This is a genomic window from Microbulbifer sp. ABF4_143 (assembly GCF_056160225.1).
In genome coordinates, this window is record NZ_JBSWWT010000028.1 from 22735 (window position 1) to 39367 (window position 16633).

At 64.6% G+C, this 16633-nt stretch carries 11 protein-coding genes; 10 read left to right on the top strand and 1 reads right to left on the bottom strand.

What is annotated here, in order from left to right:
* The first annotated feature begins 47 nt into the window (after positions 1 to 47).
* Positions 48 to 530 carry a chemotaxis protein CheW gene (locus tag ACXAF3_RS16860; RefSeq protein ID WP_475113462.1) on the top strand — a complete coding sequence of 161 codons (483 nt, stop codon included), beginning with the start codon at positions 48 to 50 and terminating at the stop codon, positions 528 to 530.
* Positions 531 to 608: 78 nt separating this feature from the next.
* Here ACXAF3_RS16860 and ACXAF3_RS16865 read toward each other — a convergent pair whose 3' ends face one another.
* Complete coding sequence (locus tag ACXAF3_RS16865) at positions 609 to 3251, bottom strand: penicillin-binding protein 1A (protein WP_475113463.1); 2643 nt, start codon at positions 3249 to 3251, stop codon at positions 609 to 611.
* 146 nt (positions 3252 to 3397) lie between these two features.
* Between ACXAF3_RS16865 and ACXAF3_RS16870 the strand changes: the two genes are divergently transcribed.
* From ACXAF3_RS16870 to ACXAF3_RS16910, 9 genes are all read left to right on the top strand, one after another.
* Positions 3398 to 4474, top strand: coding sequence for a pilus assembly protein PilM (locus ACXAF3_RS16870; RefSeq protein WP_475113464.1), 1077 nt, complete (start codon positions 3398 to 3400; stop codon positions 4472 to 4474).
* A 1-nt stretch (position 4475) separates the two neighbouring features.
* Positions 4476 to 5054 carry a PilN domain-containing protein gene (locus ACXAF3_RS16875; RefSeq protein ID WP_475113465.1) on the top strand — a complete coding sequence of 193 codons (579 nt, stop codon included), beginning with the start codon at positions 4476 to 4478 and terminating at the stop codon, positions 5052 to 5054.
* Between the two features lie 12 nt (positions 5055 to 5066).
* Positions 5067 to 5687 carry a type IV pilus inner membrane component PilO gene (locus tag ACXAF3_RS16880; RefSeq protein WP_475113466.1) on the top strand — a complete coding sequence of 207 codons (621 nt, stop codon included), beginning with the start codon at positions 5067 to 5069 and terminating at the stop codon, positions 5685 to 5687.
* Positions 5684 to 6214 carry a pilus assembly protein PilP gene (locus tag ACXAF3_RS16885; RefSeq protein WP_475113467.1) on the top strand — a complete coding sequence of 177 codons (531 nt, stop codon included), beginning with the start codon at positions 5684 to 5686 and terminating at the stop codon, positions 6212 to 6214. Before ACXAF3_RS16880 ends, ACXAF3_RS16885 begins: the two co-directional genes overlap by 4 nt.
* Complete coding sequence (locus ACXAF3_RS16890) at positions 6214 to 8430, top strand: type IV pilus secretin PilQ (RefSeq protein WP_475113468.1); 2217 nt, start codon at positions 6214 to 6216, stop codon at positions 8428 to 8430. The genes ACXAF3_RS16885 and ACXAF3_RS16890 overlap by 1 nt, the downstream gene beginning before the upstream one ends.
* The gene (aroK, locus tag ACXAF3_RS16895) at positions 8427 to 8954 is read left to right on the top strand and encodes a shikimate kinase AroK (protein WP_475113469.1); all 528 of its coding nucleotides are present in this window, start codon (positions 8427 to 8429) and stop codon (positions 8952 to 8954) included. The genes ACXAF3_RS16890 and aroK overlap by 4 nt, the downstream gene beginning before the upstream one ends.
* A gap of 77 nt (positions 8955 to 9031) precedes the next feature.
* Positions 9032 to 10117 carry a 3-dehydroquinate synthase gene (gene aroB, locus ACXAF3_RS16900; RefSeq protein WP_475113470.1) on the top strand — a complete coding sequence of 362 codons (1086 nt, stop codon included), beginning with the start codon at positions 9032 to 9034 and terminating at the stop codon, positions 10115 to 10117.
* 308 nt (positions 10118 to 10425) lie between these two features.
* A complete protein-coding gene (gltB, locus tag ACXAF3_RS16905; RefSeq protein WP_475113471.1) occupies positions 10426 to 14874 on the top strand; it encodes a glutamate synthase large subunit in 4449 nt (1482 codons plus the stop codon).
* 15 nt (positions 14875 to 14889) lie between these two features.
* Positions 14890 to 16317 carry an FAD-dependent oxidoreductase gene (locus ACXAF3_RS16910; RefSeq protein ID WP_475113472.1) on the top strand — a complete coding sequence of 476 codons (1428 nt, stop codon included), beginning with the start codon at positions 14890 to 14892 and terminating at the stop codon, positions 16315 to 16317.
* Positions 16318 to 16633 lie beyond the last annotated feature (316 nt).

Below are 16633 nucleotides of genomic sequence, written 5' to 3' on the forward strand. Positions count from 1 at the left end.
GGTTTTCAATAGGGCAGCCGCACCGATAGACAGAGAAGAGATTGGCGATGAGCGAAGTTGAAGCACTGCCGGTGGATGTTCCCCAGGAAGTCAGCAGCCTGCTGCTGCCGCTGGCGGACGGCCAGTTGCTGGTGCCGGTGGACACCCTGTCCGAGGTGATCGCGATGCAGACACCGGTGGCCGCTTACGACGCGCCGCCCTGGTATCTGGGGGAACTCAACTGGCGCGAACAGCGCCTGCCGCTGCTGTCTTTTGAGGTGATGCGCGGCCAGCCGCTGGCCGCCGCCAGCGACAGCGGCCGTATTGCAGTTTTGAGCAGCGGCAATCCGAGCGGAGATCTGCCGTTCTTCGCCCTGGTCCTGCAGGGCACCCCGCGCCTGGTGCGCGTCACCGCGGACGAACTGGCGAGACGCGAGCAGGATTGCCACCAGGGCGAGCTGATGCACGTGGCGCTGTCCGGCGAAGAGGCGGTGATACCGGATCTGCCGGCATTGGAGCGCGCCTGTCTCGAATACCGCAGCAGTCACTGAGTCAGCCCCTGCGGTCGCCGCGGCGGGGTAAAAAAACGGGGCCGTCTGGCCCCGTTTTTCGTTGTGTAGATTCGCCGATCAGAACAGCTCTTCCGGCAGCGGGGCGGGAGGCTGTTCATCGCCGGGGGTATCGCCGCTGTCGTCGGAATAGGCGGGCCGGTAGGCGCCGTAGGTTCCGCGGCCGGGTACTCTGTCTGCGCGGAATATCTCGAACATGCCGCCGCGGGCCGTGCGCAGGCCGGTGCGCGGATCTATGCGCACTGTCACTATATCGTCCGGCTGCGGCAGGTGGCGCTCCGGTAGCCCTTCGAGTGCGGTGCTCATAAAGTCGATCCAGATCGGCAGGGCGGCAGAGCCGCCGTATTCGTTCTTGCCCAGTTCGCCGTTGGAGTCGAACCCGACCCAGGCACTGGTGGCCAGATGGGGGCTGTAGCCGGAGAACCAGGCGTCGCGGGGACCATTGGTGGTGCCTGTCTTGCCGGCGATGTCGCCGCGTTTCATGACCAGGGCTTTGCGCCCGGTGCCCTTTTTGATCACATCCTTCAAGATGGAGTCCATGATATAGGCGGTCTGCGGCGATATGGCTCTGGGTGCGCGCGGGCGCGCTTGATCGCCGGTTTGATCGAGCGGCCCCACCGACAGGGTGCGCAGCTCTATCGGCTCCTCGCCGGGCTCCAGCGCGTCGGCCTCCATCTGCAGCTCGGCCAGATCGAGCGGCTCGTCGGAGACGGGCTCGGCGCCCGGCTCGGGGCAGTTGTGGCACACGGTCAGTGGCAGGGCCTGGTAGACGACTTCGCCGTTCACATCCAGCACCCTGTCCACCAGGTAGGGCTCGACCCGGTAGCCGCCGTTGGCAAAGGCCGCGTAGCCGCGCGCCATCTCCAGCGGTGTCAGCGCCGAGCTGCCGAGGGCGATGGTCAGGTTGCGGGCCAGCTTGCTGCGCTCGAAGCCGAAGCGCTCGACGAAGTCCAGGGCGTAGTCGATACCCAGGGCCTGTAGCAGGCGGATGGAGACCATATTGCGCGAGCGGTACAGCGCGGTGCGCAGGCGCGTCGGGCCGAGGAAGGTCCCGCCGTCGTTCTCCGGGCGCCACACATCCTGCAGGTTGGTCTCCTCGAAGATGATGGGCGCGTCGTTGATCACGCTGGCCGCAGTGTAGCCCTTCTCGATCGCCGAGGCGTAGATGAACGGCTTGAAGTTGGAGCCCGGCTGGCGCGCGGCCTGGGTGACCCGGTTGAAGTGGCTCTGGCGGAAGTCGTAGCCGCCCACCAGGGCGCGGATGGCGCCGTCCTCCGGGGCCAGGGATACCAGCGCGCCCTGGGCCGCGGGCACCTGTGCCAGGTGCCACTCCTCGCGCACCTGCGGCTCCGCCTCGGTGGGCGCCGCCTGCTCGCCGGGGTCGGCGAAGGGATCCGCGGCAGGCTCGACGCCGCTTGCGGCCAGCTCTTCCGCTGCCGGTGCAGTCACCTCCACGCGGCGCAGGCGCACCACGTCGCCGGGCGCGAACATCTCCTCGGCGGACTTGATACGCGGTCCGCGCGCGTTTTCGGAAATATAGGGGCGGATGGAGTCGAGTCCGTTCTGCCACGGAATCTCCACCACGCGCCGGTCGCGCAGCTGCACCTGCAGCCGCTGCGGCTCCACCGCGGTGACCACCGCCGGCTCCAGGCCGCCGAGTACCGGTATCTCGTTGAGCAGGTCCACCAGCTGGTCACTGTCCTGCAGCAGCTCGGGCTCCAGGCGCTGTTCCGGGCCGCGGTAGCCGTGGCGGGCGTCGTAGGTCTCGAGGCCGTGTTGCAGGGCCCGGCGCGCGGCCTCCTGCAGGCGGCTGTCGACGGTGGTGATAATCTGGTAGCCGTCGGTATAGGCGCTGTCTCCGAACAGCTCCACCGCCTCCTTGCGCGCCATTTCGGCGATATAGGGCGCGTCCAGATCCAGGTCGCGGCCGTGGTAGCTGGCGGTGACCGGTGCGGTGATGGAGTTTTTGTAGTCGTCCTGGTCGATATAGCCCAACTCCAGCATGCGCTTCAGGATCCAGTTGCGGCGCACCAGGGCCCGGGTCGGGTTGGCAATCGGATTGAAGGTGGACGGCGCCTTCGGCAGGCCCGCCATCATGGCCCACTGGGCCAGGTTCAGCTCGCTGATATCGCGGCCGTAGTAGACCTGGGCCGCGGCCTGGAAGCCGTAGGCGCGGTTGCCGAGAAAGATTTTGTTGATGTACAGCTCGAGGATCTCGTCCTTGCTGAGTTCGCGCTCGATCTGCAGCGACAGCAGAATCTCGTTGAACTTGCGGATGAAGCGCTGTTCGCGGCTGAGGAAGAAGTTGCGCGCGACCTGCATGGTCAGGGTACTGCCGCCGGACTGAATGGAGCCGGTTTGCAGTAATTGTGATGCGGCTCTCATTAAGCCTTTAATGGAAACGCCGTTATGGGAGTAAAATCCCGCATCCTCGGCGGCGAGTACCGCCTTGATGAACAGTTCCGGTGTCTGCTCGATGGTAATCGGATTGCGCCGCTTCTCGCCGAACTCCCCGATCAGCTTCATGTCCCGCGAGTAGACGCGCAGTGGCGTCTGCAGGCGGATATCGCGCAGGCTCTCCACCGACGGCAGGCCGGGTTTCAGGTAGAGGTAGATGCTGGCAAAGGCCATGGCTGCGGCGGCTGCCCCGGCGAGGCCCAGCCAGAGCAGGGAGAGCAGGCGATTGCGGGCTTTTTCGGTCATGGAAATGCTTCTGTATACGTCTTTATAAGATCGGGTGAATAATTATACGAATTCTGTGCGCTGTTACCTATGCAAATGCCGGTTGCAGCTGTAATTTAAAGTGCTATAACATCAAACCTTCATAACCCACGGAAAAGATAAGAAAAATGGGGATGCTCCCTTTTCTGAACAAAGGCCCAAAGGCCATGCTGGGACTCGATATTAGCTCCACTGCGGTCAAGTTGCTGGAGCTAAGTCGCAATGGCGATAAATACCGGGTCGAATGTTACGCGGTGGAGCCCCTGCCCCCGAATGCGGTTGTGGACAAGAATATCAACGACATAGGCGCTACCGCGGAGGCCATCCGCAAGGTGGTGCGCCGCTCCAAGACGCGCCTGCGCGAGGCGGCGGTGGCCGTATCCGGCTCGGCGGTCATCACCAAGACTCTGGAGCTGCCCGCCGACCTGTCCGAGGACGCCCTGGAAGCGCAGATAGCGCTGGAGGCGGATCAGTACATCCCGTATCCGCTGGACGAAGTGAACCTGGATTTCGAGGTGCAGGGGCCGTCCGACAAGGGCGAGGGCCAGGTCGAGGTGCTGCTGGCGGCCTGCCGCAGCGAGAATGTCGAGCAGCGGGTCTCGGCCCTAGAGGAGGCCGAGCTGCAGGCCGGCGTCGTGGACGTCGAGGCCTATGCGATTGAGCGCGCCTACACGCTGCTCGAACGCCAGTTTCCGCCCCAGGAGCAGCTGGTGGTGGCGGTCGTCGATATCGGCGCGACCATGACTGCGCTGTCGGTGCTGGTGGACGGCAAGACCGTCTATACCCGCGAGCAGCTGTTCGGCGGCCGCCAGCTGACCGATGAGATTCAGCGCCGCTACGGCCTGTCCGCCGAGGAGGCCGGCCTGGCCAAGCGTCAGGGCGGCAGCGGCCTGCCGGACGATTACTACCCGGAGGTGCTGGAACCCTTCCGCGACGCGGTGGTGCAGCAGGTCACCCGCTCGCTGCAGTTCTTCTACTCGTCCACCTCTTACAGCGATGTCGACTACATACTGCTCGGCGGCGGCGTCGCGGCAATGGATGGCCTGGCCGACCTGGTCAGCCAGAAACTGAACAAGCCCACGGTGGTGGCCAATCCCTTCCTCGATATGGCAGTCGCGTCGCGGGTCAACCGCCAGGCGCTGGCCAGCGAGGCGCCGTCGCTGATGATTGCCGCCGGTCTGGCGATGCGCGAGAAGGAGTACTGAGATGGCCAAGATCAACCTGCTCCCCTGGCGCCAGGAATACCGCGCACAGAAACAGAAGGAGTTTCAGCAGATCGCGGTGCTGGTGGTGATGGCCGCCGGCTTTTCCGCTTTTCTGTGGATGAAGGCCGTCGACGGCCAGATCGCCAGCCAGAAAGAGCGCAATCAGATACTGCAGACGGAGATCACCGCGCTCAATAAACAGGTGCGGGAAATCAAAGATCTGAAAAAGCGCCGCCAGGAGCTGATCGACCGTATGCGCGTGATTCAGGAGTTGCAGGGCAACCGGCCGCTGGCGGTGCGCTATTTCGACGAAATGGTGCGCGCAACGCCGGAGGGCCTGTGGCTGACGAGCCTGAAGCGCAACGGCAGAACCGTGGAGATTTCCGGTGTGGCGGAGTCCAACAACCGCGTCTCATCTTTTATGCGCAACCTGGACCAGTCCGACTGGTACGACTCGCCCAACCTCACCGGCGTGACGGCCAGGCCCGAGTTCGGGGAGCAGGCCAGCGCCTTCGTGATGACGGTCAATGCCAGCGGGCGAAAAAAAGAAAATGAAGAACACGCAGACGCGGGTAATTAAAGGGTCCTGACCATGGCACTGGAGGATACGCTCAAGAAGCTGAACGAGCTCGATATCAACGATATCGATTTCTCGCGGGTGGGTGTCTGGCCGCTGGCCGGGCGCGTCGCGCTGCTGATCGCAATCGCCGCGGTTCTTATCGGCGGCGCCTACTACTTTATGATCAGCGACCGCTACCGGGAGCTGGAATTCGCTGCCAACCAGGAAAAGGAGCTGTTTACACAGTTCGAGCGCAAGTCCTTCGAGGCCGCCAACCTGGACGCCTACCGCGAGCAGCTGGCGGAGATGGAGGAGACGTTCGGCGCGCTTTTGAAGCAGCTGCCCAAGGACACCGAAGTCCCCGGTCTGCTGGAGGATATCGACGAGTACGGGCGCGGCAGCGGCCTGACCATCCAGAAGGTGGCGCTGGAGAACGAGCAGGTTGGCGAGTTCTATGTGGAGTTGCCGATTCGCATCGAGGTGAAGGGCGGCTACCACGAGTTCGGTGCTTTCGTCAGCGGTATCGCCGGTATGCCGCGTATCGTCACGCTGCACGATTTTGATATCAAGACCGGCAAAGAGGGCGGCGCGCTGCTCAGTATGGTGATCAACGCCAAGACCTATCGCTACAAGGACCAGGGGGAAGAGGGATGATCAGATATTTAGCTCTGCTCACCGCCCTGTTGGCCGCGGCCGGTTGCAGTATCGACGGCAGTCACAGCGATCTGCGCCAGAAGATGGCGGCGGTCAAGCACAAGCCCAAGGGGCAGATAGAGCCGATCCCCACATTCACGCCTTACAGCCCCTATGTCTACAGCGCGGCGGCAAGCCGCAGCCCGTTTACGCGCCCGGTGCTGGAGGCGGATCAGCGCCTGGTGGGGCGCAGGCTGGACGTGGCGCCCGACCTGAACCGCCAGCGCGAGCTGCTGGAGAGTTTCAACTTCGATGCGCTGTCCATGGTCGGCACCCTGTCCCGCGGAGGCCAGCTGTGGGCGCTGATCGACGACGGTGAGGGCGGTATTCACCGCATCACCGTCGGCAATTACCTGGGCAAAAATCACGGGCGGGTGGTCAACGCCTCCACCGCTCAGATCGATGTTTTGGAAATCGTACCGGATGGCACTGGTGGCTGGATTGAGCGGCCGCGGGCGCTGACTTTGGAAGAGAAGGACAACCGATAATGATCAACAAGCAACTCGCCAAAGTAATGGCTCCCTTTCGGGTTCTGTTGCTGGGTCTGACGCTGATTTTTTCAGGTGCGCCCGCGTTGGTGTTGGCGCAGGCCAATCAGCTCAACGACATCCAGTTTTCGGAGCTGCCCGGCAGCCGAGTCCAGCTGCGCCTGACCTTCAGCGACGTGCCGCCGGAGCCGACCGGCTATACCATCGAACAGCCGGCGCGCATCGTGATGGATTTCGCCGGTGTGGAGAGTGTTCTGCCGCAGAAGAAATACTCCCTGGGAATTGGCGGTGCGCGCAGCGCCGTAGTCGTCTCCAGCGAGGACCGCACCCGTCTGATTGTGAACCTGGATCAGCTGCCCGTGTACACCAGCGAGCGCCAGGGCAACCAGGTGGTGCTGGAGATAGGCGCCGATTCTGCCACCACCGCAACCGTGGCCGCCGCGCCGGTAAAAGGCGGGCACGACGAAGGCCTGAATCTCGGCGGCCAGAAGCAGTTTCGCGCCTCCGGCAATGTGGCGGTCAGCAATGTGGATTTCCGTCGCGGTGAGGCGGGTGAGGGCAAGGTGATCGTCAGCCTGACCGACCCGGCGGTGAATATCGATGTCGAGCGCACCAAGGGCAAGATCTTCCTGACTTTCCTCGGCGCCGACCTGCCGGAATCCCTGCGCCAGCGCCTGGATGTCACCGATTTCGCAACCCCGGTCAAGGCCATCACCGTCGATTACGACGGTCGCAACACCGTCATCGCGGTGGATCCCGTAGGTACCGACTACGACTACCTGGCCTACCAGGCCGACAACGAGTATGTGCTGAGCGTGAAGCCGCTGACGGTGGCGGAGGTGCGCGAGAAGCAGAAGGAATTCCAGTTCAGCGGTGAGAAGCTGTCGCTGAACTTCCAGGATATCGAGGTGCGCTCGGTGCTGCAGCTGATCGCGGACTTCACCGACCTCAACTTGGTTGCCAGTGACACGGTGCAGGGCCGTATCACCCTGCGTCTCGACGGCGTGCCCTGGGATCAGGCGCTGGAGCTGATTCTGAAGGCCAAGGGCCTGGACAAGCGCCAGGAGGGCAATGTGATCATGGTGGCGCCGGCGGCGGAGATCGCCGAGCGCGAGCGCCAGGAGCTGGAGACCCGCAAACAACTGGAAGAGCTGGCGCCGCTGCGCACCGAGTATATCCACGTGCGCTACGCGGACGCGCGCGAGCTGTTTACCCTCTTCTCCGGCCGCCAGGGCGGCGGTGGCGCCGGCCAGGGCAACTTTGCCGGCGGCCGCGAGGACGCCAATCAGCGCAGCATACTGTCCGCGCGCGGCAGCGCCATCGTCGACGAGCGCACCAATACCATTATCCTGACCGATACCGAGGAGAAGATCGCCCAGTTCCGCGAGCTGATCGACGCGATCGATATTCCGATCCGCCAGGTCATGATCGAGGCGCGTATCGTCAACGCCAATACCGACTTTGCGCGGGAGTTCGGCGTGCAGTGGAACTATACCGAGAGTCACCAGATCGACGACGACAAGATAGGTATCGGCTCCGGCGGCCAGAACAGCTCTAGTGTGATCGGCAACGGCACGGTTCCCAGTGTCTCTTCCCCGATCAGCGCGCACGATCCGCTGCTGGTCGATCTGGGATTGGCCGAACGTGCCGGCAGCGTCGCCTATGCGATTCTGAAGGATAACCTGTACCTGGGCCTGGAGCTGTCCGCGCTCGAGGACGTGGGCAAGGCGGAAATCGTGTCCCAGCCCAAGGTCGTGACCGGCGACAAGCAGGAGGCCACCATCCAGTCCGGTGTCGAGATCCCGTATCTGGAGGCCACCTCGTCCGGGGCCGCGTCGGTGACCTTCCGCGAGGCGGTGCTGGAGCTGAACGTGATTCCGCAGATCACGCCGGACAACAACATTATCATGGCGCTGAATATCGAGCAGAACAGCGTCGGTGAGCTGTTTACCGATCTGGCGACGGGTGGTTCTGTGCCGTCCATCAACGTCAACGCTCTGCAGACCAAGGTGCTGGTGCGCAACGGCGAGACCATAGTGCTGGGCGGCATTTTCGAGAGCAATGTGCTCGAGGGCGAGACCAAGGTTCCGCTGTTGGGCGATCTTCCCTATATCGGCAACCTGTTCAAGAAAACCATCCGCAACGACGACAAGCGCGAGCTGCTGATGTTTATCACCCCGCGCATCATGGAAGACGATATCTTTTATTCTAAGTGATCAACCGCTCCATCTTCCTTGTCGGCCCCATGGGGGCCGGCAAGTCCACCATCGGCAAGTTGCTGGCGGCTGAGCTGCAGCTGCCTTTTGCCGATTCCGACAAGGTGCTGGAAGAGCGCACCGGCGCCGATATTCCGTGGATCTTCGACGTTGAGGGCGAGGCGGGCTTCCGCCGCCGCGAGAGCGAAGTGCTGCGCGATCTCTGCCGGGGGCCTACCCAGGTGGTTGCGACCGGCGGCGGCATAGTGCTGCTGGCGGAAAACCGCCAGCAGCTGAAAAAGCACGGCCTGGTGGTCTACCTGCAGGCGAGTGTCGAACAGCTGCTGGAGCGCACCTCGAAAAACACCAACCGCCCGCTGTTGCAGGTGGCCGATCCGCGCGCGCGCATCGTCGAGCTGCTGGAAGAGCGCGACCCCCTGTACCGCGAAGTGGCGGATATCGTCTGCGATACGGACCACTGCACGCCCAAGCAGGCCGCGCTGTTGGTGGCCGAGCGCCTCGCCCGGGACACCGCCGCCCGCTAATCCCCCCTCTTCTCTGTGCTAAAGTGCGCTTCTGCCCGCGAGAGCGGAAGTGAACACAGGCCAGTAAGGAGGGCGCGATGCACTGCCTGAATGTGGAACTGGGAGAGCGCAGCTACCCCATCGTCATAGGTTCGCAACTGTTGGGCGACCCGCAACATCTACTCCCCTATATCCGCGGCAGGCAGGTCTGCGTGGTGACCAACGAGACGGTCGCGCCCCTGTATCTGGAGCGGCTGCTCGGCGGGCTGTCGGATTTCGACAGAGTCGATGTGGTCGAGCTGCCGGACGGGGAGGCCTTCAAGACACTCGACACGGTCAACCGTATCTTCGATCGGCTGCTGGAGCGGCGCCACAACCGCAGTACCACGCTGATCGCCCTCGGCGGCGGCGTCATCGGCGATATGACCGGCTTCGCGGCCGCCTGCTACCAGCGCGGTGTCGACTTCGTGCAGATCCCGACGACGCTGCTGGCCCAAGTGGACTCATCGGTGGGCGGCAAGACGGGCGTCAACCACCCGCTGGGCAAGAATATGATCGGCGCCTTCTACCAGCCCCGGTTGGTGCTCGCCGACATGGATACCCTGCAGACGCTGCCGGAGCGCGAACTGGCCGCCGGACTCGCCGAGGTCATCAAGTACGGCCTGATCTGCGACGCGCCCTTCTTCGACTGGCTCGAGGTCAATATGCCGCGCCTGCTGGCGCGGGACCCCAAGGCGCTGGCCTACGCGGTGGATCGCTGCTGCCGCGACAAGGCCGCGGTGGTGGCCGAGGACGAGCGGGAGTCGGGCCGCCGCGCCATACTGAACTTTGGCCACACCTTCGGCCACGCGATAGAGGCGGTGCAGGGCTATGGCAACTGGCTGCACGGCGAGGCGGTGGCGGCGGGTATGGTGATGGCGGCGGAGCTGTCGCACCTGCGCGGCAGTATCGACGCGGAGCTGGTGCGGCGTATCCGCGCGCTGTTAGCCGAGGTGCGATTGCCCCGGGCGGCCCCGGACGGCATGGCGGTGGCGGAATTCCTCGACGCCATGGCGGTGGACAAGAAGGTGCTGGACGGCCGCCTGCGCCTGGTGCTGCTGCGATCCCTCGGCGACGCGCAGATAGTCGACGACACGCCGAAAGAACTGCTGGTCGACGCGCTCAAGAAGTGCGGCGCGGTGTGACGGGCAGCCCGCAAACCGACCGCAACTGAGGATTGTTTGACAGTGCCGATCGCAAAAAGGAGATAAATCGGTTTTTCGTCATTCAGGCAGAATATAAATCTGCCAATTCTTGCATTTCCAGGGGTTCGCCAGTAATATTGCGCGCCCCCTCGGAAAAACCGAAGGGAAAAAGCCAACAATAAAAAAGCCCCGCCAGCGGGCTTTTTTTGTCTGGGGTACCGCAAAGCGCCCGGCGCGCCTTGCGGCCCAGCCCGCGCGGCCGCTGGCCGGCGGCGGAGTTTCCCCCAACGATAACGATGAGGAATTCTATGGGTAGCGGTCTGTATCGGTTGGATGAGTTCAAGGACAACTGCGGTTTTGGCCTGATCGCGCATTTAAAGGGCGAGACCAGCCACAAGCTGGTGCAGACCGCCATCGAATCCCTGACCTGTATGACGCACCGCGGCGGTATCGCCGCCGACGGCAAGACCGGCGACGGCTGCGGCCTGCTGCTGCAGAAGCCCGATGCCTTTCTGCGCGCCGAGGCCCGCGATGTCTGCGGCGCCGAACTGACCGATGCCTACGCGGTGGGCGCCATTATGCTGCCGCTGGACGACACCGAGGCGCAGGCGGCGCGCGAAATTCTCGCGCGCGAACTCGAGGCCCAGGGACTCAAAGTGGCCGGCTGGCGCCCGGTGCCCACCAACCCCGAGTGCCTGGGCCCGATTGCGCGGGAGTCCCTGCCGCGCTTCGAGCACCTGCTGATCAACGACGCCGACGAGCCCCTCGGCGAGGCGCAGTTCACCGCGCGCCTCTACGTCGCCCGCCGCCGGGCCGAGCAGCAGCTGGGCGAGGGCGTCTATATCGCCAGCCTGTCCACCGGCGTGCTGTCCTACAAGGGCCTGATGATCCCGGCGGACCTGCCGAAGTTCTTCCCGGAACTGGCCGACCCGCGCCTCGAGACCGCCATCTGCGTCTTCCACCAGCGTTTCTCCACCAACACCATGCCGCGCTGGCCGCTGGCGCAGCCGTTCCGCCTGCTGGCCCACAACGGCGAGATCAACACCATCACCGGCAACCGCAACTGGTCGGTGGCGCGCACGCCGAAGTTCTCCACCGAGCTTATCCCGGAGCTGGCGGAGCTGGCGCCGCTGGTGAACCGCGAGGGCTCAGACTCCTCCAGCCTCGACAATATGCTGGAGATGCTGCTCGCCGGCGGCATGGAGCTGCACCGCGCGGTGCGCATGCTGGTGCCGCCGGCCTGGCAGAACGTCGAGGGTATGGATTCCGATCTGCGCGCCTTCTACGAATATATCTCCATGCATATGGAGCCCTGGGACGGCCCCGCCGGCCTGGTGATGACCGACGGCCGCTACGCCGTCTGCACGCTGGACCGCAACGGCCTGCGTCCGTCGCGCTGGGTTATCACCAAGGACGACGTGATCACCGTCGCGTCGGAAATCGGCGTCTACGACTATGCGCCCGAGGACGTGGTGGCCAAGGGCCGCCTGGGCCCGGGGCAGATGCTGTCGGTGGATACCCGCGAGGGCAAGCTGCTGCACACCGCGGATATCGACAATATTCTCAAGCGCTCCCAGCCCTACAAGCGCTGGCTGAAGGAGAAGGCCAGGCGCATCCGCTCGACGCTGGTCACGGCGCCGGTGGACAACAACTTCTCCCTGGAGCAGTTCAAGGTCTACCAGAAGCTGTTCAACTCGTCGCTGGAGGAGCGCAACAATGTCGTGCGCCCGATGGCCGAGGCCGGCCAGGAGGCGGTGGGCTCCATGGGCGATGACACGCCGATGGCGGTGCTGTCGCGCCACAACCGCTCCCTGTACGACTACTTCCGCCAGCAGTTCGCCCAGGTCACCAACCCGCCGATAGACCCGCTGCGGGAGACGGTGGTCATGTCCCTGGAGACCTGCCTCGGCCGCGAGAAGTCGGTTTTCGAGGAGACGCCGGAGCACGCGGACCGTGTCATCCTGTCGTCGCCGGTGCTGTCGCACATGAAGTACACGGCGCTGCTGGAGCTGGACAGGCCCGGCTTCGAGGCCAAGATCTTCGACCTGAACTACGATCCGGCGCAGCTGGATCTCAAAAGCGCGATCGAGAAACTCTGCGCCGACGTCGAGGCCGCGGTGCGCAATGGCACCGTGATCGTCGTGCTGTCCGACCGCGAGATACGCGCGGACCGGCTGCCGATAGACGCGCTGCTGGCCACAGGCGCGGTGCACCACCATCTGGTACACGCCGGCCTGCGCTGCGACTCCAACGTGGTGGTGGACACCGCCAGTGCCCGCGACGCGCACCAGCTGGCCTGTCTGGTCGGCGTCGGCGCCACCGCGGTGCACCCCTATTTCTCCTACAGCATCATCAACCACCTGATCGACACCGGCGAGCTGCTGCTGGACGCGGCCGAGGCGCAGAAGAACTATCGCAACGGCATCATCAAAGGGCTGCTGAAAATCCTCTCCAAGATGGGTATCTCCACCGTGGCCTCCTACCGCGGCGCGCTGCTGTTCGAACTGGTGGGCCTGGACCGGGAGGTGGTGGACCTCTGCTTCCCCGGCGCGCCGACGCGCATCCAGGGCGCCGGCTTTGCCGAGCTGCAGGCGGATATGGCCGCGCGCGCCAGGCTGGCGTGGAAGCCGCGCAAGCCGGTATCCCCGGGCGGCCTGCACAAGTTCGTCTGGGGCCAGGAGTACCACGCCTTCAACCCGGACGTGGTCAAGACGCTGCAACAGGCGGTGAAGAGCGGCGACTATGCCGCCTGGCGCGACTACGCCGAGCTGGTGAACAAGCGCACGGTGGCGACGCTGCGTGACCTGCTGGATTTCAAGGAGGGCCTGGAGCCGATTCCGCTCGACGAGGTGGAGCCGGCGGAGCATATCCTGCGCCGCTTCGACTCCGCCGCCATGTCCTTAGGCGCCCTGTCGCCGGAGGCCCACGAGTCCCTGGCCCAGGCGATGAACCGCCTCGGCGGCCGCTCCAACAGCGGCGAGGGCGGCGAGGACCCGGCGCGCTTCGGCACCGACAAGGTGTCCAAGATCAAACAGGTGGCCTCCGGCCGCTTCGGCGTGACGCCCCACTATCTGGTCAACGCAGAGGTACTGCAGATCAAGATCGCCCAGGGCGCCAAGCCCGGCGAGGGCGGCCAGCTGCCCGGCGGCAAGGTCAACGACCTGATCGCGCGGCTGCGCTACTCGGTACCCGGCGTGACGTTGATTTCTCCGCCGCCGCACCACGATATCTATTCGATCGAGGACCTGGCGCAGCTGATCTACGACCTGAAGCAGGTCAACCCGGATGCGCTGGTATCGGTGAAGCTGGTATCGCGCCCCGGTGTCGGCACCATCGCCGCCGGCGTGGCCAAGGCCTACGCGGACCTGATCACGATTTCCGGCTACGACGGCGGCACCGCCGCCAGCCCGATCACGTCGATCCGCTACGCCGGTTCCCCCTGGGAGCTGGGCCTGGCCGAAACCCACCAGACGCTGCGCGCCAACGACCTGCGCGACAAGGTGCGGGTGCAGACCGACGGTGGCCTGAAGAGCGGCCTGGACGTGGTCAAGGCGGCCATCCTCGGTGCCGAGAGCTTCGGCTTCGGCACGGCGCCGATGGTGGCGCTGGGGTGCAAATACCTGCGCATCTGCCACCTGAACAACTGCGCCACCGGCGTCGCGACCCAGAACAAAGACCTGCGCGACGAGCACTATATCGGCACCGTCGAGATGGCGATGAACTTCTTCAAGTTCGTCGCCGAGGAGACCCGCGAGTGGATGGCGTGCCTGGGTATCCGCACCATCGAGGAGTTGGTGGGGCGCGTCGACCTGCTGCGCGCCCTCGACGGCGAGACCGACAAACAGAAGAAGTTGGACCTGTCGCCGCTGCTGCACACCGATGAGCTTCTGGACAGCAAGCCGCAGACCTGCCGCCTGCCGAAGAACGAGCCCTGGGACAAGGGCGAGCTGGCGGAGCGCATGGTGGCGGAGATACTGCCGGCCATCGAGACGCTGTCCGGCGGCGAATACAGCTACAGGGTCACCAACTGCGACAGATCCATAGGGGCGCGCCTGTCCGGCGAGATCGCCAGACGCCACGGCAACCAGGGCATGGCGGATGCGCCGGTGAAGCTGCACCTGAAGGGGGTCGCCGGCCAGTCCTTCGGCGTCTGGAACGCCGGCGGCCTGGAGATGTACCTGGAGGGCGACGCCAACGACTATGTGGGCAAGGGCATGGCCGGCGGCAAGCTGGTGATACGCCCGCCGGCGGGCAGCGCCTTCGCCTCCAATGAGACCAGCATTATCGGCAACACCTGCCTGTACGGTGCCACCGGCGGCAAGCTGTTCGCCGCCGGCCGCGCCGGCGAGCGCTTCGCGGTGCGCAACTCCGGCGCCTTCGCGGTCGTCGAGGGCGCCGGCGACCACTGCTGCGAATATATGACCGGCGGCATGGTCGCGGTGCTCGGCGACACCGGCTACAACTTCGGCGCCGGCATGACCGGCGGCTTCGCCTATGTACTGGACCTGGAGCGCAACTTCTTCGACAAGTGCAACCACGAGCTGATCGAGCTGCGCCGCATCAGCAGCGAGACCCTGGAGCCGCACCAGAGCCACCTGCGCGAGGTGATCGAGGAGTATGTCGCCGAGACCGGCAGCGACTGGGGCGCCGAGTTGCTGGACAACTTCGATGACTACCTGAGCCGCTTCTGGCTGGTGAAGCCCAAGGCGGCGAGTCTGGCCGGCCTGCTGTCCGATGTGCGCAAGCGTGGCGAATAAGAAAGGGTGGATGGAATGAAAGAGAGACTGAGCAACGATTTCCAGTTTATCGACGTGGCCCGCAGCGACCCGCCGAAGAAGGACATCATCACCCGCACCAACGAGTTCGTGGAGATCTACCAGCCGTTCAGCGAGCGCCAGGTCGCGAGCCAGGCGCACCGCTGCCTGGACTGCGGCAACCCCTACTGCGAGACCGGCTGCCCGGTGCACAACTATATCCCCAACTGGCTGAAGTTGGTGACCGACGGCAACATCATGGAGGCGGCGGAGCTCTGCCACCAGACCAATACCCTGCCTGAGGTGTGTGGTCGCGTCTGCCCGCAGGACCGCCTGTGCGAGGGCGCCTGCACCCTGAACGACGGCTTCGGCGCGGTGACCATCGGAAGCGCGGAGAAGTACATCACCGACACCGCCTTCGCCCTCGGCTGGCGCCCGGACCTGTCCCATGTGCAGAAGACCGACAAGCGCGTCGCGGTGATCGGCGCCGGTCCCGCCGGTCTCGGCTGCGCCGACGTGCTGGTGCGCAACGGTGTGCAGCCGGTGGTGTTCGACAAGTATCCGGAAATCGGCGGCCTGATCACCTTCGGCATCCCGGAGTTCAAGCTGGAAAAGTCGGTCATGCAGCGCCGCCGCCAAGTGTTCAGCGAGATGGGTATCGAGTTCTGCCTTAACACCGAGGTCGGCAAAGACATCAGCTTCGAGGAGTTGCTGCGCGACTACGACGCGGTGTTTATGGGCATGGGCACCTACAACTACATGAAGGGCGGCTTCCCCGGAGAGGACCTGCCCGGCGTGCACGATGCGCTGCCGTTTTTGGTGGCGAACGTGAACCGCAATATGGGCTGGGAGAAGAATCCGGAGGCGTTTATCTCCGTCGAGGGCAAGCGCGTGGTGGTGCTCGGCGGCGGCGATACCGCCATGGACTGCAACCGCAGCTCCATCCGCCTGGGCGCGAAGAGCGTGACCTGCGCCTACCGCCGCGATGAGGAGAATATGCCCGGCTCCCGCCGCGAGGTGGCCAACGCGAAGGAGGAGGGGGTGCGCTTCCTGTTCAACCGCCAGCCGGTGGAGATCGTCGGCGGCGGTAAAGACGGCGGCGTGACCGGCGTCAAGGTGGTGACCACGCAACTGGGCGAGCCGGACGAAAACGGCCGCCGCCGCCCGCAGGTGGTGCCCGGCTCCGAGGAGGTGATTCCGGCGGATATAGTGCTGGTGGCCTTCGGCTTCCGCCCCAGCCCGCCGGAGTGGCTGGCGGACCACGATATCGAGGTCGCCGACTGGGGCGGCGTGGTCGCGCCGGAGCAGCAGCGCTTCAAGTTCCAGACCAGCAACGAAAAGGTCTTCGCCGGCGGCGATATGGTGCGCGGCTCGGACCTGGTCGTCACCGCGATCTGGGAGGGCCGTCAGGCCGCTGAGGGTATTCTCGACTACCTCGACGTATAGGCTGGGAGTTCCGGCTCGGCTCGTGGCCCGCTTCTGTACGGCACGCTGTAAGAAGGCAGGCGCAGCGGTGGCCGTCCGGCAAAAAACCTGATCGGTAAATATTTGCCAGACGGCCACCGCTGCGCCTTTTGTGGATGCGATAAACTCTCGGCTTCTTCACCGCCGGAGCTGATGTTTCCCTGCGCCTCCCTCCGTTGAGGCCCATGAAAGCACAATGCGAAGGCACTGCTGCCGGGTGGGCTCTGCGGGAATGGGGGGGGGGGGGGGGAAAAGCAAAAAAACAAACAAAAAGAGGACGAGAAGGGACACCCAAAAA